The following is a 17,041-nucleotide window of genomic DNA, read 5'->3' as shown; positions in this document are numbered from 1 at the left end:
CCTCCCTCACGCATAAGGCACGGCCACCCGGCCGACTTTCTCGCGCGAAATGATCATCTTCTGGATTTGCTCGGTGCCGTCGCCGATCTGAAGCCCCATCACGTCGCGCAATCTCTGCTGATGAGGCAGATCAGTGCTGTAACCGCCATGTCCGTGCGTGAGCAGGCAACGGTGGATGACCTGGAAAGCCGTCTTGGGTGCCCACCATTTGCACATCGCGGCTTCGGCGGTATGCGGCAAATCATTGTCGCGGAGCCAAAGCGTCTTGTAGCAAAGCAGACGCGCCGCCTCGAGCAGCGTCTGGGCTTCGGCCAGCGGTTCCGTGACACCCTGATATTTGGCCAGCGGATTGCCGAAGGCAACGCGCTCCGTCACATACTTCCAGGTCTCTTCCAGCGATGCGAAGGCCGGAGCCAGACATTGCAGGCCGATCAGCGCGCGGGAATAATCGAACCCCTGCATGACCTTCCGGAAACCTTCGCCCTCCGGGCCGACCATGTAGCGCGACGACACCTTAACATTGTCGAAGAATACCGAACCGCGGCCGACCGCTTTCGAACCTACATCATCGAAGCTCGAACAGGTGATACCCGGCGCGTCGAGCGGCACCAGAAAAGCCGACACACCGCCAGCGCCCGGATTGCTTTCATCCGTGCGCGCGAGCACAAGAATGTAATCAGCCTGCTCGGCCATCGAGATCGAGGTTTTCTCGCCCGACAGGACGTAGCCGTCGCCATCGGCGCGCGCTTTCGTCTGCAGATGCGCTGCGTCGGAGCCGCCTCGCGGCTCCGTCAGACCGAGCGCGACGATCGCCTCGCCCGAGCAAATCTTCGGAACGATTTCATCGGCGACTTCAGGCCTTGCATGCGCGGCGACGATCGATCCCATCAGCGAAGCCAGGAGCTGGACATAACCGACACTAATGTCGCCGCGTGATATTTCCTCGATAATAATGCCGGTCGTAACGCTATCGAGTCCCGGCGCCCCGAATTTTTCGGGCAAATCGGCGCCGACGAGGCCAAGCTCACCCATATCCCGGACGAGCTGTCGATCGATCGCTCCGGCGGCTTCGCGCACCTTGTAGGCGGGCGCGAGCCGCTCGCGCGCAAATCGTGCGGCGGTATCTCGAATGGCTCCCTGGTCGGACGTAAAGGCAAAGTCCAAGATACCACCTACTTCATATGCTTGCGGAATTCCGGCTTACGCTTTTCATTGAGCGCGTTGACGCCCTCTTTCGACTCCGCCGAGTTGTAGTAGAGGCGGAGCGCCTGCATGCCAAGACCGCCAATGCCGCGAATATTATCGCTGTCGGCGTTGAACGATTTCTTGGCAATCGCAATCGCCGTCGGGCTACGCTCGACAAGCTCGGCGCACCAGGCATCCACTTCCTCATCCAGCTTGTCGTCGGGAACGACCGCATTGGCGAGACCCATCGCCAGCGCCTCGCGCGCCGGATAACGCCGGCACATGTACCAGATTTCGCGCGCCTTCTTCTCCCCGACCACGCGGGCGAGATAGGCGGTGCCGAAGCCGGGATCGACGGAGCCCATCTTGGGACCCACCTGGCCGAAGATTGCGCTCTCGCCCGCAATCGTCATGTCGCACAACGTCGCCAGCACATTGCCGCCGCCGATGGCGTAGCCCCGCACCTTCGCGATCACCGGCTTGGGCACGTCGCGAATGACCGTGTGCAGTTCCTCGACCGGCATGCCGATGGTTCCGCGCGTCTCGCCGTCGCCATAGGAACCGTCATGATCCGATTGATCGCCGCCGGTGCAAAACGCCTTGTTGCCCGCGCCAGTCAGCACGATCGCACCGATCTCCTCGCTCCAGCCCGCCTTCAGAAAAGCGTCGATCAGTTCGACGCAGGTGCGGGGGCGGAACGCGTTATAGACCTTCGGACGATTGATGGTGATGGTCGCAACGCCATTTTTCTCATCATACAGAATGTCTTCGTAGTCCATGAAAATCCCCCGTCAACCGTGCATTGAGAGACCGCCCGAGACGCTGATCGTCTGGCCGGTAATGAAACTTGCATCGTCGCTCAGAAAGAATGCGACCATGCCCGGATAATCGTCCGGTTGCGCCAGGCGGCGCATCGGGATCGCCTTGGTGAGCGCTTCGGTCAGACGTCCGCCGCCCGACGCATCCACGGAGGCGAGCAGCGGCGTGTCCGTCGGCCCCGGACAGATCGTATTGAAGGTGACGCCCTTCCGGGCGAACTCGCGCGCCATCGTCTTCATGAAGGCGATGACGCCGCCCTTGGCCGCGGAATAGACGGCCTCGCCAGACGAACCCACACGGCCCGCATCCGACGAAATGCTGACGACCCGACCGGCACCCTGCTCGGCAAGCCGACGCGCAACGACATGAGTGAGATTGAGCGGCCCGTAAAGATTGATGTCGATCACCTTTTTCCAGAAATCAGGCTCTGTCTGGATAAAAGGCTTCGCCTCGTCCCAACCGGCATTGTTCACCAGTCCATAAACCTGACCGGCCGCCTTTTCGAACGCATCGACTGCCCGCGCCACTGCCGCATAGTCGGTGATGTCGACCTTATAGGCCCAAGCCTCTCCACCCTTCTGGCGAATTTCGGCGGCGGCGGCCTCGGCACCCTTCTCGTTCATGTCGAAAATGGCGACCCTGGCACTCTCTTCGCCAAGCCTGAGCCCAATCGCCTTTCCGATACCGCTTGCGCCGCCGGTAACGATGACCGGCTTCTGATCGAGTCCTCGCATGTTAGTCGCCTCCCTCGCTGCACCGCTTCAGACACATTTTTAACTTTGCCATAGCAATGGCGGCACACTTTTTCTAATACTAGTTCGATTTTCGAGGGAGGTGCAACATGTTTCGAACGTACATTAGATTTACGGTCGGCACCGCCAAACAGGCGGCGAGGGGGCGTTTGTGACGAGCGAGCAAAGCAAATCCGACATCAGCCGCGCGAGAATACTGGACGCCGCCGCCAAGATGTTTCGGCAAAAAGGCTACGCGGCGACGACCCTGATCGAAATCGCGAGAGCCGCCGGCATGCAGGCGGGCAGCCTCTATTACCATTTCGGTTCGAAGGACGAACTCCTCGAGGAAGTTCTCGACATAGGCATGAGGCGGGTTCACGAAGCCGTCGAGGAGAGCCAGGAACGTCTGCCTGCGGATTCATCGCACCGCGACCGAATTCGCGTCGCCGTCGAGGCGCATCTCACCACACTTCTGAAGCATGACGATTACACATCCGCCAATATCCGCATTTTCGGACAGGTCCCCGAAGAGGTGCAACAGCATCACATCAGGCAGCGCGACGCCTATGCCGAACTCTGGCGGCGCATTCTCACCAAGGCGCAGAAATCGGGCGCATTGCGCAGCGACGTCGATCTCGGCCTCGTACGCATGCTGCTGATGGGCGCCCTTAACTGGTCGGTCGAATGGTACCAGCCCGGCAGGACGTCCATTCAGACGATAGCCGACCATATGTGCCTGATGCTGTTCAGCGGAATCGGGATCGAAGAACCCATACGAAGCGGGGAAAACCAAACGGTCGCGTGACCGAAAACATTCGAGGAAGACGCACATGGAAGTCCACAAGACTCACTTCGGATTTTCCGATGAAGAACTGAAAGCACTGCCCACGGTTTATCGCGCCGATCTTTTTTTCGGGGAAAACGGTCGTCGTTTCCGGCGGCGGAAGCGGTTTCGGCAAGGCGATCGCCTGTCTTCTGGCGCGACTGGGCGCGAACGTCGCCATATGCGGGCGCAACGAAGAAAAACTTGCCGCGACGGTTCCTCTTCTGGAAAGCATCGGCGCGCAGGTCTTCAGTCGGCCCCTGACCATACGCGATCCGGATCAGGTCGACGGTTTTATTGAAGCGGTCTGGGATAAATTCGGCGCACTCGACCTTCTCGTGAACAATGCCGGCGGCCAGTTTCCGCAAATGGCCCTCGACTTCAAGGTCAAGGGATGGAACGCCGTCATCGACACCAATCTCAACGGCACCTGGTACATGATGCAAAGCGCCGCGCGGCAGTGGGTCGATAGAAAGACCCCCGGCTCGATCGTGAACATTATCGCCGACATATGGCGCGGAATGCCAGGCATCGCGCACACATGCGCAGCACGCGCCGGCGTTGCCTACCTGTCAAAATCGGTGGCCGTCGAATGGGCACCGCATCGCATCCGTGTCAACTGCGTCGCACCGGGCGTCTGCGAAACGAGCGGCTTCGTGCAATATCCGCCCGAAGGTCTCAAGACCTATCCTGGCGCAAATCCGATGTTGCGTGTCGGCGATGCCCATGACATCGCTGAGGCTGTCGTCTATCTCGCCTCGCCGGGCGCCAAGTTCATTACCGGCGAGGTATTGACGGTCGATGGCGGCGAGCAGCTCTGGGGTGACCCGTGGCCCCCTGGACGACCGGATTATTTCGAGCCAAAGAACACCTGAAGTTCAAGCCCGCCTGCGAGGGGAGGGTTACCGATGTTCGATCCAGTTCTGACCAGGAAGCGTGTCGAGGCGATGAACGCCGGCGGCTTCTGGCCCGGCAAGACGGCCGCCGGCTACCTCGACGGTTGCATCGCCGAAATGCCGGACAAGACGGCCGTCGTCGACTTCAACTCCATGACGAATGAGGCCACCCGCCTCAGCTACCGCGATTTCGGCAAGATTGTCGAACGTATCGCGGTCGGCCTCGCGGAACTCGGCGTGGAGAAAGGCGATGTTGTTTCCTGCCAATTGCCGAACTGGTGGCAATTCACCGCGCTGCATCTGGCTTGCGTACGGATCGGCGCCGTGACCAATCCATTGATGCCGATTTTTCGCGAGCGCGAATTGTCCTTCATGCTTGGCCTTGCGGAAAGCAAGGTACTCGTCATCCCGCGCGCCTTTCGCAGCTTCGATTACCCTGCCATGGTGGCCAACATCCGGGCCGACCTGCCGCAGCTGAAGTATGTGCTCGTCATCGGCGGCGACGGCGAAACCAGCTTTGAGAAAGTCCTTCTTGATACGCCGTGGGAGCAGCGGCGCGACGCCGGCCGTCTCTTCGCGACGCGGCGACCCGATCCCGACGACGTAACGCAATTGATGTATACGTCCGGCACGACCGGCGAACCGAAAGGCGTCATGCATACGTCGAATACGCTGCTCTCCAATATCCTCATCTGCGCCGAGCGCCTCGGGCTCGGCGCGGACGACGTGATGTTCATGGCGTCGCCGATGGCACACCAGACAGGCTTCATGTACGGGCTGTTGATGCCCGTTCTGGCCGGAGCGACCGCCATTCTGCAGGATGTATGGGAACCGAAGCGCGCCTCCGCGTCGATCTCCCGCGAAGGAATCACCTTCACCATGGCGTCCACGCCGTTCCTGTCCGATCTGACCGAAACGGTGGCGGCGGACGGGGGCGACGTATCCCGTTTGCGCATCTTCCTGGTGGCAGGCGCACCCATCCCCCGCGCGCTAGTCGAGCGGGCGCGGCAAATCCTCGGAACAAATATCGTGTCGGCCTGGGGCATGACCGAGAACGGCCTGGTGACAACGACATGCCTCGACGATCCGGAGGACAAGGCGATCAATACTGACGGACGCGCGCTGCCAGGCATGGAAGTCCGGGTGGTCGACAGCGGGAACAGCCCCCTGCCCGCCGGCGAGGAGGGCATGCTCAAGGCTCGCGCCTGTTCGACTTTTGTTGGCTATCTCAAAAGACCGGAGTGGTACAATCACGACGCGGAAGGCTGGTTCGATACAGGCGACCTCGCGCGGGTCGACGGCCAAGGCTATATCCGGCTGACCGGACGCTCCAAGGACATCATCATCCGCGGCGGCGAGAATATCCCCGTGGTCGAGATCGAAGGCCTTCTCTTCCGTCATCCCGACATTCAGGATGTAGCGATTATCGGCGTACCGGATGAACGGCTGGGCGAACGGGCATGTGCATTCATCGTGCCGAAGCCCGGCCGCGAGGTTGGCTTGCGCGAGGTGGTCGCCTTCCTCGAAGAGCACAGGGTCGCGCGGCAATACCTGCCGGAACGGGCGGAAATCGTCGGCGAACTGCCTCGAACACCGAGCGGCAAGGTGCAGAAGTTCAAGTTGCGCGAGATCGCCGTCGCCCTGTCGGCATGACATTCCGCAGGCAGCCGGTGGCGGAAGGCCGGCAACAGGCGTGTGACGGACTGTTCGGAAAGTTGGCGACACCGCGTCGCCGCCCAATGAATGCAACCTGACAATCCACGGGAATATGCTTATAATGATTTAATGGGAGAGAGTCGGCTAACCGGCACCCCCTATGTCACGCATTCGCAGGCTTCTGGAAACGCAATGGAGACGCCGTCATGAGTGAATCCCTGGGTGCCGATCGAGACAAGCCGATTGCGGACGCCTACGCGATCCCGCTTGAGAAGATCGATGTCAGCAATCCGGAGCTCTTCAGGGCGAATGCGATCTGGCCGTATTTCGAGCGGTTGCGCCGCGAAGATCCGGTCCATTACTGCAAGGAAAGCGAATACGGCTCGTTCTGGTCGGTGACAAAATACAAAGACATCATGCATGTCGACACCAACCACGGCATCTATTCGTCTGAAGCGACCCTGGGCGGCGTCGCCCTCCGCAATCAGGAAGAAGGTTTCTTCCTGCCCATGTTCATCATGATGGACCCGCCGAAGCACGACGCGCAGCGCAAGGTTGTGAGCCCGATCGTCGCACCCGGCAATCTGGCGAAACTCGAAAGCACGATCCGCGAGCGCGCCGGCAAAATTCTCGATTCCCTGCCCATCAATGAAACCTTTGACTGGGTGGATCGCGTGTCGATCGAACTGACAACGCAGATGCTCGCCACTCTTTTCGATTTCCCCTGGGAAGAACGCCGGAAGCTCACCCGCTGGTCGGATGTCGCCACCGCAGGCACCGCCTTCGGCGATGAGGAGGCAGAGAAGGCTCGCAGGAATGAATTGCGCGATTGCGCCGCCTACTTCACCGAGTTGTGGAATCAGCGTGTCAACGCGACCGAGCCGGGAAACGATCTCATCACCATGCTGGCTCAGGGCGAAGCGACGAAAAACATGGGGCCAATGGAGTATCTGGGAAATATTCTCCTCCTGATCGTCGGCGGCAACGACACGACCCGCAACTCGATCACCGGTGGCCTTCTGGCCCTGAACGAGAACCCGGTTCAATACAAGAAGCTGCGGGACAACCCATCGCTCGTCGAATCCATGGTCCCCGAAATCATCCGTTGGCAGACACCCTTGTCGCATATGCGCCGCACCGCGCTTCAGGATACGGAGCTTGGCGGCAAGCAGATCAAGAAAGGCGACAAAGTCGTCATGTGGTACGTCTCGGGCAACCGGGACGAGGAGGCAATCGAAAACGCCAACAGCTTCATCATTGACCGCAAGCATCCACGACAGCATCTATCCTTCGGCTTCGGTATCCATCGCTGCGTCGGCAACCGGCTGGCGGAAATGCAGCTCCGCGTCGTCTGGGAAGAAATCCTGAAACGCTGGCCCGACAAGCCGATCGAAGTGGTCGGCGAACCGACGCGGGTTTTTTCAAATCTGATCAAGGGTTACTCGAGCATGCCGGTCAGAATTCCAGGCTGATGCAAAACACCGGGACGCATTTCCGGGCATCAGTCACAGGATGTCGCGGGCGGGGCCGTGTCGCCGCCGCTACCTGCAAGGAGAGGGCATGCGAAAAATAGGACTCGGCATGTGCTGGAACGACCTCACCGCCGGTGAGGAATTCCGCACCATCGGCCGGACGATCACCGAAACCGACCTGGTCAATTTCATCAACACGACAGGCATGGTGGAAGTGCTCTTCACCGATATCGAATATCTCAAGGCCCATGGCCCCATGAACGGCCGTGTGGTGCCCGGCGCGCTGGTCTATTGCATGGCCGAAGGTTTGCTCGTCCAGTCGATGATGCAGGAGACGGGCCTCGCCTTCCTGCACATGGAGTTCAACGTCAAGGGACCTACCTTTGTCGGCGACACAATTCATGTGGAATGCAAAGTGCTTCAGGCGCGACCGACATCCAGGGGGCGCGGTCTGGTGCGCACCCGCAACCGGATCGTGACCCAACGGAACGAAACGGTGATCGAATATACGCCGTTGCGAATGATGGCCGGCCGGTTCGACGCCTCCCGAACATAAAATACGGCATACGGCCGTCAGCGTTCCTCGGGAAATCCTCGGCCGCGGCAAGAGAGGCCGCCGTGCGCATGGCGCTCAGCATCATCGCCGGATCGGTGGTGCCCTTGCCCGCAATGTCATAGGCCGTTCCATGCGCGACCGTCACATGCAGGTAGGACAGCTCGATGATGATGGCGCAATTGCCGGAAAAGCCCCATGTCTTGACCGCGATGTGTCCCTGATCGTGATACATGGCGAGGACGATGTCGTATCGGCCGCCACGAAATCAGGGCTGATGATTTCGCAAACGCGCCGGAGCGGAATATGGTCGGTCAGATGCGCGACGCGGAGCGGCCCGGTCAGTAGAACAAGATAGCTTTCGCCGGGCGAGAAACACCCAGTTGCGCTCGAAGATGTGTTTCATCTCGAGATCGAACAACTCGGGATCGGTGAATATGGCGCGATCGAGCATGAAGCGCCCGGTCGACATGTCCTCGAAAAGCCAAGAATCGAGCCTGTGGCGAATGCGATCGAGTGGGTTGCTCACACCGGATGCACGCATTGCGCTTCCTTCCTCGCCGTTTGGCCAGCCACGAGACTGACACACGATTATTTTCCTGCCCAGCGACAAACCGGCTTCGACCCTCAACAAATCCGGAGTCCATCGCATCGCAAGGTGTCACATGGTCGTGTAGCCTCCGTCGACGACAACCTCGGAGCCGGTCATGTAGGACGACTCGTCGGATGCCAGAAACAGGACCGCATAGGAAACCTCGACGGGTTCGGCCGGCCGGCCGATGAGCGTGGCGCTCAGGACCTGTTTGGCGACATCCGCATCGCCGAGGAGATCCTTTGTCATATTCGTGCGAATGATTCCGGGGTGCACGGAATTCACGCGAATCTTGAAAGGCGCATAATCCACAGCCGTCGATTTCGTCAGCAAGCGAACGGCGCCCTTCGATGCCTGATACGCCGCCGTGGCGGGCGCACCGATCAGTCCGTAGATCGAGGAAATATTGACGATCGAACCGCCGCCAGCCGCCTTCATCGCGGGTAATATATATTTCGTGCCATAGAATACGCTTTTTACATTGACGTCGAAAACACGTGCGAAGTCTTCATTCGAGGTGTCTTGCACAGCAGAAAAAACGAGAATACCGGCATTGTTCACGAGGATGTCGACGCGTCCGAAAGTGGACTTCGCCTGCTGTGAAATCCGCTCCCAATCCGGGACGCTCGACACATCGTGCCTGAAAAATCGCGCCTGCCCACCGTTATCGTTAATCTCCTCGACCACGGCTTTGCCGCCCTTCTCGTCCATGTCGGTAACGATCAGCGTTGCGCCTTCGCGCGCAAGCAGCAAGGCGTGGGAACGCCCCATGCCATTGGCGCCGCCCGTCACAAGGGCGATTTTTCCGTCTACCCGTCCCATCCAGTCCTCCCGTTGCGAGTGCGGCGGCCGCATCCGGCGCCGTCACTCAAACCGCCGTCTACGCAACCCCGAGCTCGCGTTTCGCGAAATCGGTAACGCTCTTGTAGTCGGCCTTGCCGTTCGGCGCGCGAAGAGGCACGGCGCCCACCAGGATGCGCTTGGGCGTTTTGTAGCCGGCGAGGTGCGAGCGGACGTGCTTGCGCAAATCCTCTTCGTCAAACTTCGCGCCGTTCGCCAGCGTGACGATGCCGGTGACCGCCTGACCCCATTTCTGATCGGGCACGCCGACAACAAGTGCGTCCTCCACGGATGGGTGAGTCTTCAGAACTTCCTCGACCTCCTCCGGGTAGACCTTCTCGCCCGCGGTGTTAATGCAAACGCTGCCGCGTCCCAGCAATGTCAGGCTGCCGTCCTTTTCCACAACGCACCAATCGCCGGGAATGGAATAGCGTTCGCCGCCAATGGTCTTGAATGTCTTGGCCGTCTTTTGCGGATCCTTGTAGTAGCCAACGGGAATCGGTCCCCCTAGGGCGATGATGCCCGGCTTGCCGCTGCCTGGTTCGACCGGCTGATCGTTTTCATCGAACACGCGGCACCGGCCGCCGATCTGGAACTTGGCGGTCTTGACCTCGCCGGCGCCCGTCATGATCGAACTGCCGAAACCGAGTCCCTCCGAGGCACCGAAAGAATCCATCAGAATGACATTCGGCAAATGCCTGAGCAGACCACGCTTCACTTCCGCGCTCCACATAACGCCGGAAGAAATGATCGAGACGACGCTGGCCAGGTTGTATTTGCCAGGCGCCTCGTCGAGCGCCGCCAGCATCGGCCGGGCGAAAGCGTCGCCGACAATCGCCAGCGAATTGACACCACGGCGCGAAACCGCCGTCCAGAGTTCATGCGCGTCGAGGGTCGGGCTCTCCAGCGTGACGATGCAGCCGCCGCTCATCATATTGCCTATAGCCGTAATGAAGCCGGTGCCGTGCATCAGCGGGCAGGCAGGCATCGATACGGGCCCTGGACCGGAAGCCGCGATAAACTCAACCAACTCGGGAAGTGTCTCGGGGATCGGCCCCAGCGCCCGAAGCGTCGTCAGCTGAGCTTCGCGCATGTCGTTGTGCCGCCACATCACGCCCTTGGGCATGCCCGTCGTGCCGCCCGTATAGATGAACAGCAAATCGTCCGGAGACCGCTCGATGCCGAGCGGCGCGCCATCTCCGCCAGTGACGATCTTTTCGTAATTTTCCGCGAAGGGCGCGGCGGATCCGTCTTCGTTCACTTCAATGAAAGTGGCGACTTTTGTAAGCCGGTCTTTCAGTTCGACGATGATGTCCCGGAACTCGGAACCGTAAACGACCGTTTGCGCGTCGGAGTCATTGAAGATGTAGAAAACTTCGTCCGCCTTGTAGCGGTAGTTGATGTTGACATGGACAAGACGGCTCTTGAAACAGGCCGCCATGGTCTCGACATATTCGGGCCGGTTTCGCATATAGAACGCGACCTTGTCGCCGGGCCTGGCACCGCGTGCGATCAGCGCCCGCCCGAGATTGTTGGACCTCCGTGTCGTTTCCGCCCATGTGATCACCCGATCGCCATGAATGAGAGCGGGCGCTTCCTGCGGTAAAACCGCCGAGATACTGTCGAGAATGTCACCGAAATTCCAAGCCATATGATCCTCCCTGAAAAATCCGGTCTTCGGGGGTCGGCTTTTTTTGCGATCACGCCGTTCCGTCCTTAACCGTCCGTTGCCTCAACCGACCCGTCGCCGGACGTTCCGGCAAGCCGTCAAGCACGCCGGAATGCCGTTCATCGAAAATCCCGCATCATACGGGTGTGAACACCGGCAGCGCGTATCCCTCGCCGGCCTCGGTAAATTTGACCCTGACTTTCTGTCCGATGCGAATCTTGTCGATTTCGCAATCGACGATATTCGTGAGCATCGAAACCCCTTCATCAAGCTCAACATAGGCAATGACATAAGGAGGCTTGGCTTGCCGCGTGACCGAATAGCTGTAGATAACGCCATTGCCCGAAGCCTCGACGAACGCTGTGTCCTCCGAGAAGCAATGCGGGCAAATCGTCCGCGGATAGTAATGCGCCTTGCCGCAGGCGTTGCAAACCCGGATCAGGAGTTGTCCCTTGGCGGCACCTTCCCAATAGGGCTTGCTCTCGGAATTGACCACAAGATCGATCTTTTTTTGGTCGGTGTTCATGCGTCTTCATTTCCCAGAATAACGGTTGCGCTGCCCATCCGCGATCCCAGAAGCCCGCCGGTTCCATGCGCCAGCGCAATATCGCAATTGCGAACCTGAACCTTTGGGTGAGCCTCACCGCGAACCTGACGAACCGCTTCAAGAACCTTGGTCATGCCGCCGCGATTGCCCGGGTGATTGTTGCACAATCCTCCGCCATCCGTGTTGAAGGGCAGTTTGCCGACGCCGGAAATCAGATTGCCGTCCGAAACAAACTTTCCGCCGTCGCCTTTTTTGCAAAAACCCAGATCTTCGAGCGTTTCCAGCACTGTAATAGTGAAGGAATCATAGATGGAGGCGTATTTGATGTCGGCGGGCGTGACACCGGCTTCGGCGAACGCTTTGGGCCCGCTCCAACGCGCGCCGGAATAGGTCAGATCGACCTGGCCCGCCGCGAGATGCTTGGGCGCCTCACCGGCGCCGAGAACCTTGACGCGGCTACGCTTCAGCGACTTCGCCACTGCCGGGCTCGCCATTACAATGCCGCCACCACCGTCGGTGATAACGCAACAGTCAAGCCTGTGTAACGGATCGGCAATCATCGGCGAATTGATGACATCCTCCACGGTCACAACATCGCGGAGCCTGGCATGTTCATTGTGCTGGGCGTGATGGGATGCGGCGACCTTGATCCATGCGAGTTGCTCGCTGGTGGTGCCGTATTCATACATATGCCGCATCGCACACATGGCGTACATATTCGTGACGTTGGGGCCATAAGGCATTTCGAACGGAAAGTCCGGCGCCTGCTGGTTGTAGTAACGGACGGGCTTACCTTCTTTCGCGTCGGCAACCGGCCTGCCTGCCAGCGTGATCAGCGCCACATTGCAATGCCCCGCAGCGATGGCCTGCGCTGCGTGATTGACATGGACGATGTAGGAAGACCCGCCGGTCTCCGTGCTGTCCATATGACGCACATTGTTGAGGCCCATATATTCGACCATGTTGATCGGGCCCAACCCCGGTGCGTCGCCGGCGCAGAAATATGCGTCAACATCGTCCTTTGAAAGACCAGCGTCCGCCAGCGCGCCCTTCGCGATCTCGGCGTGAAGTTGCGGCAGCGTCTTGTCCAGCGCCGCGCGGCACGGATGCTCGTAGATGCCGACTATGTAGGATTTTCCGTTGATACCCATCCCTATCCCTTATCATGATTTTCATATTGCTTAGCGCATTCAAGGGGGATACGTCCACCCCGTCCACGAAAGGCAGAAGCGCCGGTTATGGCCGATCGGAAGAAAAGATCGAGCGAGGGGGGAACGGATTGGGGACGGTGAGGATTGAAAACGTGGGTGGCGTCAGGACCATCACGCTTGCACGCGTCGAGAAGTGGCCTGCCCCCCCGAAATGCCACCAATCAAAGGCTAAACCCACCCCAAATTCGGTTTGGCCAACTGAAATGGTCCCGCAGATGCCCGTGCGGCATATCTGCCGTCATTCACCCGTGTCGGGGCACTGGATTCCTGATTATCTCCGCGCTCTCGGACCTGCTCAAGAAACCAGCAACTTCTGCTGACGCTTCCCCGCACACGCAGAGAACACGCAATCCTCTAAACGACAGCCGACGAAGGTAAATCTCCCAAATCCATCGCTGGACGAACAAGACGCATTTTCTCAAGCACCAAGACGCTCACCGATGTTGACGCGTATTGCGGAGTTAGCACTATTGCGCCCACAACATCCTTTAGTGCGCTCTATCGGTGCACATGGAATGCACATGCGATCGCATTCCATCGCGGACCGGGCATGCGAAATCGCCCATCGAATTTTCTCCACGCCCATTTCATCTTTTTCCGCGCCGACAAAGCCACAACTACGACGAAGCAGGCCCAACTACTTCTAAGTCTTTGATGTGGCTTTGCTTCTTGTTGATCCCCTGCTGGCAATCGCCAGATCTTGTTGGTTGCATCCGACACTGGATGCCATGTCAGATGGATGGCAAGATGGCAAAGCGTAATCGAGACGGGCGTCGGCCCGCCGACGGCAATGCGGCAAACTCGGACGTCGACCCTGATCTTGAGAGAATCCGTCTTGCGCTCGTCCCTCTGGTGAAATTGCTTGCTCGGCAAGCAGCACGGGAGTGGTTGCGATCAGCGGCGAGCAGAATTACGCCCAAGGAAGAGAAGGAGCAATCAGGACAGGAGTGAGCATGATGTCCCGTGTCGCCCTCTACGCCCGCTACAGCAGCGACAATCAGCGCGATGCGTCGATTGAAGATCAGTTGCGGCTCTGCCGGCTTCATGCCGAGCGCCAAGGCTGGAAGGTCGTCGATAGCTACTCCGATCGCGCGATCTCCGGCGCTTCACTTCTTCGTCCGGGAATTCAGGAGTTGATCTCCGACGCGCAACGTCAGCATTTCGATACCGTGCTGACGGAATCCCTCGACCGGCTTTCTCGCGACCAGGAGGATATCGCTGGCCTCTACAAGCGCATGCGCTTCGCCGACGTGCGGATCGTCACTCTTTCGGAGGGCGAGGTCAGCGAGTTGCATATTGGACTCAAGGGAACGATGGGTGCGCTCTATCTCAAGGACCTTGCCGACAAAACACGTCGAGGTCTGCGCGGTCGCGTCGAAAACGGAAAATCAGGCGGCGGCCTCTGCTACGGCTACGACGTCGTCCAGCGCTTGTCCGAAAGCGGAGAGCCGGTCCGCGGCGACCGAACAATCAACGAGTCCGAGGCCGCTATCGTCCGGCGTATCTTCCGCGACTATGTCGCCGGCAGCTCATCACGAACGATCGCCCAGGTGCTGAACCGAGAGGGCGTGCCCGGTCCCTTCGGCAAGGCGTGGGGGCCGAGCACCATCCACGGCAATCCAAAACGCGGCACCGGTATTCTCAATAACGAACTCTATGTCGGCCGGCTGGTGTGGAACCGCCAGCGCTACATCAAGGACCCGGACACCGGCAGACGCGTCTCACGCGCCAACCTTGGTTCCGACTGGGTTGTCCAGGACGTGCCAGACCTCCGGATCGTCGAGCAAGCTCTCTGGGATCAAGCCAAAGTGCGTCAGAAAATGATGGCGCTCGGGCCACAAGAGCCGAGCACCAACCCGCTCGTCGACCGACGCCGGCCCAAGTATCTTCTCTCCGGGCTTGTCAGGTGTGGCCGCTGCGGCGGTGGCTACTCACTGATCTCGAAGAACCTGCTCGGCTGCGCCGCGGCACGGACCAAGGGGACTTGCGACAACCGGCTGAACATTCGTGTCGAGACGTTGGAGGCATCGGTCCTAAGTGGCCTGCGCACGCACCTGATGGAACCGAAGCTGTTCGAGACGTTCTGCGAGGAGTTTACGCGGGAGGTCAATCGGCAGCTCATCGAGCGCCGGACGACACTGGTCGCTCAACGCAAAGAAGTCGAGCGCATCGAACGGGATATCGATCGCGCCATCCAAGCGATCTTCGACGGTGTGCCGGGTGCACAGCTCAAGGACAAGATAGGCGCGCTCGAGACGCGCAAGGCGGAGTTGACGGCAATCCTCGCCGAGGCCAAGGAGCCTCCCGCTCTCCTTCACCCCAACATGGCGCAGCTGTACCGCAAACGCGTAGCCGCGCTTCACGATGCCTTGCGGGATGAGACGACCAAAGGCGAAGCACGTGATACCATTCGCGCCCTCGTCGACCGGGTGACGCTTGTGCCCGAGAACGGCGAACTGGTGATCATCCTCAGAGGCGACCTCGCCGCCATGCTTTCCTTTGCAGCCAACAAAAAACCCGGCTCCATTTCTGGAACCGGGCTGCTTGCATCGCAAGTATCGTTGGTTGCGGGGGCAGGATTTGAACCTGCGACCTTCAGGTTATGAGCCTGACGAGCTACCGGGCTGCTCCACCCCGCGTCAATTTCGTTATGCCAAAACCCTCTAGCCCGCCCGCGCACGCGATCGAGACAAGAGGTCAGGATGTGTGCGGATGGCCGCGAGACGGCTCAATCGGAAGAAGGGATGACGATATGTGCTTGGCAGGCCTGGCAGCGACCTACTCTTCCATGCCTTAAGACATAGTACCATTGGCGCAGAGGAATTTAACGGCCGAGTTCGGGATGGGATCGGGTGTAGGCTCCTCGCTATAACCACCAGGCCGGCGAAGAACATATCGTCAGGGTTCGAATGATTGTCGTTTTGGTCTTTCGTTCGTTTTCTCATCCACGCTCATGGAATGAGCAGAGATAAATGAGAGTAATCAAGCCAATCGAGCGATTAGTACCAGTAAGCTACATGCGTTGCCGCACTTCCACACCTGGCCTATCAACGTGGTCGTCTACCACGGCTCTCAAGGGAAAACTGGTTTTGAGGTGGGTTTCCCGCTTAGATGCTTTCAGCGGTTATCCCGTCCATACATAGCTACCCGGCTGTGCCGCTGGCGCGACAACCGGTCCACCAGAGGTATGTCCATCCCGGTCCTCTCGTACTAGGGACAGATCCTCTCAATTTTCCTACACCCACGGCAGATAGGGACCGAACTGTCTCACGACGTTCTAAACCCAGCTCACGTACCACTTTAATCGGCGAACAGCCGAACCCTTGGGACCTGCTCCAGCCCCAGGATGTGATGAGCCGACATCGAGGTGCCAAACCTCCCCGTCGATATGGACTCTTGGGGGAGATCAGCCTGTTATCCCCGGCGTACCTTTTATCCGTTGAGCGATGGCCCTTCCACGTGGAACCACCGGATCACTATGACCGACTTTCGTCTCTGCTCGACATGTACGTCTCGCAGTCAGGCAGGCTTATGCCATTGCACTCAACAGCTGATTTCCGACCAGCTTGAGCCTACCATCGCGCGCCTCCGTTACTCTTTGGGAGGCGACCGCCCCAGTCAAACTACCCACCATGCAGGGTCCCGGATCCGGATAACGGACCGCGGTTAGACATCAGTAAAGGTAAGGGTGGTATTTCAAGGATGGCTCCACCCGAGCTGGCGCCCGAGCTTCAAAGCCTACCACCTATCCTACACATGCCGTCACTAATGCCACTGCAAAGCTATAGTAAAGGTGCACGGGGTCTTTCCGTCTAACCGCAGGAACCCCGCATCTTCACGGGGAATTCAATTTCACTGAGTCGATGCTGGAGACAGCGGGGAAGTCGTTACGCCATTCGTGCAGGTCGGAACTTACCCGACAAGGAATTTCGCTACCTTAGGACCGTTATAGTTACGGCCGCCGTTTACCGGGGCTTCGATTCAAAGCTTGCACCTCTCCTCTTAACCTTCCGGCACCGGGCAGGCGTCAGACCCTATACGTCG

The 17,041-nt window shown here is 59.3% G+C and carries 15 protein-coding genes, 1 tRNA gene, 2 rRNA genes and 1 pseudogene; 7 read left to right on the top strand and 12 right to left on the bottom strand.

Translation table 11 applies throughout. The features are described 5' to 3' along the window. Positions 1-6: 6 nt before the first annotated feature. Genes ABJO61_RS02970 through ABJO61_RS02960 form a run of 3 tightly spaced genes read right to left on the bottom strand, consistent with a single transcriptional unit; the run spans position 7 to position 2,738 of the window. Entirely contained in the window at positions 7-1,164 is a 1,158-nt protein-coding gene (locus ABJO61_RS02970) for an acyl-CoA dehydrogenase family protein (protein WP_339614438.1), read from the bottom strand. An 8-nt stretch (positions 1,165-1,172) separates the two neighbouring features. Beyond that, the gene (locus tag ABJO61_RS02965) at positions 1,173-1,964 is read right to left on the bottom strand and encodes an enoyl-CoA hydratase-related protein (RefSeq protein ID WP_012110682.1); all 792 of its coding nucleotides are present in this window, start codon (positions 1,962-1,964) and stop codon (positions 1,173-1,175) included. 12 nt (positions 1,965-1,976) lie between these two features. Next, the gene (locus ABJO61_RS02960; RefSeq protein ID WP_339834733.1) at positions 1,977-2,738 is read right to left on the bottom strand and encodes an SDR family NAD(P)-dependent oxidoreductase; all 762 of its coding nucleotides are present in this window, start codon (positions 2,736-2,738) and stop codon (positions 1,977-1,979) included. 169 nt (positions 2,739-2,907) lie between these two features. On the opposite strand from ABJO61_RS02960, the gene ABJO61_RS02955 reads away from it, so the two are divergent. The 5 genes from ABJO61_RS02955 to ABJO61_RS02935 all read left to right on the top strand — a co-directional run bounded on the left by ABJO61_RS02955 (position 2,908) and on the right by ABJO61_RS02935 (position 8,141). Continuing rightward, positions 2,908-3,543 (top strand): TetR/AcrR family transcriptional regulator, encoded by a 636-nt coding sequence (locus ABJO61_RS02955; protein ID WP_339614440.1) that lies wholly within the window; start codon positions 2,908-2,910, stop codon positions 3,541-3,543. Between the two features lie 89 nt (positions 3,544-3,632). Further along, positions 3,633-4,436 carry an SDR family oxidoreductase gene (locus ABJO61_RS02950; protein ID WP_348330736.1) on the top strand — a complete coding sequence of 268 codons (804 nt, stop codon included), beginning with the start codon at positions 3,633-3,635 and terminating at the stop codon, positions 4,434-4,436. Positions 4,437-4,469: 33 nt separating this feature from the next. After that, positions 4,470-6,110, top strand: a complete 1,641-nt coding sequence (aliA, locus tag ABJO61_RS02945) for a cyclohexanecarboxylate-CoA ligase (protein WP_339614556.1) — start codon at positions 4,470-4,472, stop codon at positions 6,108-6,110. Between the two features lie 209 nt (positions 6,111-6,319). Continuing rightward, positions 6,320-7,585: a cytochrome P450 gene (locus ABJO61_RS02940; protein WP_293217758.1), complete on the top strand. Its 1,266-nt coding sequence runs from the start codon at positions 6,320-6,322 to the stop codon at positions 7,583-7,585. A gap of 88 nt (positions 7,586-7,673) precedes the next feature. Then, the gene (locus tag ABJO61_RS02935) at positions 7,674-8,141 is read left to right on the top strand and encodes a MaoC family dehydratase N-terminal domain-containing protein (protein ID WP_167090817.1); all 468 of its coding nucleotides are present in this window, start codon (positions 7,674-7,676) and stop codon (positions 8,139-8,141) included. A 265-nt stretch (positions 8,142-8,406) separates the two neighbouring features. On the opposite strand, the gene ABJO61_RS02930 is transcribed toward ABJO61_RS02935, so the two are convergent. From ABJO61_RS02930 to ABJO61_RS02910, 5 genes are all read right to left on the bottom strand, one after another. Next, a complete protein-coding gene (locus ABJO61_RS02930) occupies positions 8,407-8,682 on the bottom strand; it encodes a hypothetical protein (RefSeq protein ID WP_293217761.1) in 276 nt (91 codons plus the stop codon). Positions 8,683-8,799: 117 nt separating this feature from the next. Further along, positions 8,800-9,552: a glucose 1-dehydrogenase gene (locus ABJO61_RS02925; protein WP_339614559.1), complete on the bottom strand. Its 753-nt coding sequence runs from the start codon at positions 9,550-9,552 to the stop codon at positions 8,800-8,802. Between the two features lie 58 nt (positions 9,553-9,610). After that, complete coding sequence (locus tag ABJO61_RS02920) at positions 9,611-11,221, bottom strand: acyl-CoA synthetase (protein WP_348326490.1); 1,611 nt, start codon at positions 11,219-11,221, stop codon at positions 9,611-9,613. A gap of 154 nt (positions 11,222-11,375) precedes the next feature. Then, positions 11,376-11,765: a Zn-ribbon domain-containing OB-fold protein gene (locus tag ABJO61_RS02915; RefSeq protein WP_293217777.1), complete on the bottom strand. Its 390-nt coding sequence runs from the start codon at positions 11,763-11,765 to the stop codon at positions 11,376-11,378. Continuing rightward, positions 11,762-12,937, bottom strand: coding sequence for a thiolase domain-containing protein (locus tag ABJO61_RS02910; RefSeq protein WP_348326492.1), 1,176 nt, complete (start codon positions 12,935-12,937; stop codon positions 11,762-11,764). The genes ABJO61_RS02915 and ABJO61_RS02910 overlap by 4 nt, the downstream gene beginning before the upstream one ends. Before the next feature lie 795 nt (positions 12,938-13,732). Here ABJO61_RS02910 and ABJO61_RS02905 point away from each other — a divergent pair. Next, on the top strand, positions 13,733-13,948 hold the full coding sequence (locus ABJO61_RS02905; protein WP_348326494.1) for a hypothetical protein: 216 nt from the start codon (positions 13,733-13,735) through the stop codon (positions 13,946-13,948). Between the two features lie 2 nt (positions 13,949-13,950). Next, a pseudogene (locus ABJO61_RS02900) lies at positions 13,951-14,982 on the top strand (recombinase family protein); the annotation flags it as partial. A 48-nt stretch (positions 14,983-15,030) separates the two neighbouring features. Here ABJO61_RS02900 and ABJO61_RS02895 read toward each other — a convergent pair. The 4 genes from ABJO61_RS02895 to ABJO61_RS02880 all read right to left on the bottom strand — a co-directional run. After that, the gene (locus tag ABJO61_RS02895) at positions 15,031-15,552 is read right to left on the bottom strand and encodes a hypothetical protein (RefSeq protein ID WP_348326496.1); all 522 of its coding nucleotides are present in this window, start codon (positions 15,550-15,552) and stop codon (positions 15,031-15,033) included. Between the two features lie 7 nt (positions 15,553-15,559). Beyond that, positions 15,560-15,636: transfer RNA gene (locus ABJO61_RS02890), tRNA-Met, on the bottom strand. 126 nt (positions 15,637-15,762) lie between these two features. Then, positions 15,763-15,877, bottom strand: a 5S ribosomal RNA gene (rrf, locus tag ABJO61_RS02885). Positions 15,878-15,975: 98 nt separating this feature from the next. Next, positions 15,976-17,041 (bottom strand): 23S ribosomal RNA (locus ABJO61_RS02880); the annotation flags it as partial.

The sequence above is a fragment of the Parvibaculum sp. genome (assembly GCF_039973015.1).
Lineage (GTDB): Bacteria > Pseudomonadota > Alphaproteobacteria > Parvibaculales > Parvibaculaceae > Parvibaculum.
Note: the sequence above shows the minus strand (reverse complement) of the source record. Positions and strands in the feature narration are given on the sequence as shown.

Bases quoted from the DNA above. Each gene is read 5' to 3' on its own strand.
- ABJO61_RS02935 (WP_167090817.1), top strand. From the start codon at position 7,674: ATGCGAAAAATAGGACTCGGCATGTGCTGGAACGACCTCACCGCCGGT.
- ABJO61_RS02910 (WP_348326492.1), bottom strand. From the start codon at position 12,937: ATGGGTATCAACGGAAAATCCTACATAGTCGGCATCTACGAGCATCCG.
- ABJO61_RS02925 (WP_339614559.1), bottom strand. From the start codon at position 9,552: ATGGGACGGGTAGACGGAAAAATCGCCCTTGTGACGGGCGGCGCCAAT.
- ABJO61_RS02930 (WP_293217761.1), bottom strand. From the start codon at position 8,682: ATGCGTGCATCCGGTGTGAGCAACCCACTCGATCGCATTCGCCACAGG.
- ABJO61_RS02960 (WP_339834733.1), bottom strand. From the start codon at position 2,738: ATGCGAGGACTCGATCAGAAGCCGGTCATCGTTACCGGCGGCGCAAGC.
- ABJO61_RS02905 (WP_348326494.1), top strand. From the start codon at position 13,733: ATGGATGGCAAGATGGCAAAGCGTAATCGAGACGGGCGTCGGCCCGCC.
- ABJO61_RS02920 (WP_348326490.1), bottom strand. From the start codon at position 11,221: ATGGCTTGGAATTTCGGTGACATTCTCGACAGTATCTCGGCGGTTTTA.
- aliA (WP_339614556.1), top strand. From the start codon at position 4,470: ATGTTCGATCCAGTTCTGACCAGGAAGCGTGTCGAGGCGATGAACGCC.
- ABJO61_RS02940 (WP_293217758.1), top strand. From the start codon at position 6,320: ATGAGTGAATCCCTGGGTGCCGATCGAGACAAGCCGATTGCGGACGCC.
- ABJO61_RS02915 (WP_293217777.1), bottom strand. From the start codon at position 11,765: ATGAACACCGACCAAAAAAAGATCGATCTTGTGGTCAATTCCGAGAGC.
- ABJO61_RS02965 (WP_012110682.1), bottom strand. From the start codon at position 1,964: ATGGACTACGAAGACATTCTGTATGATGAGAAAAATGGCGTTGCGACC.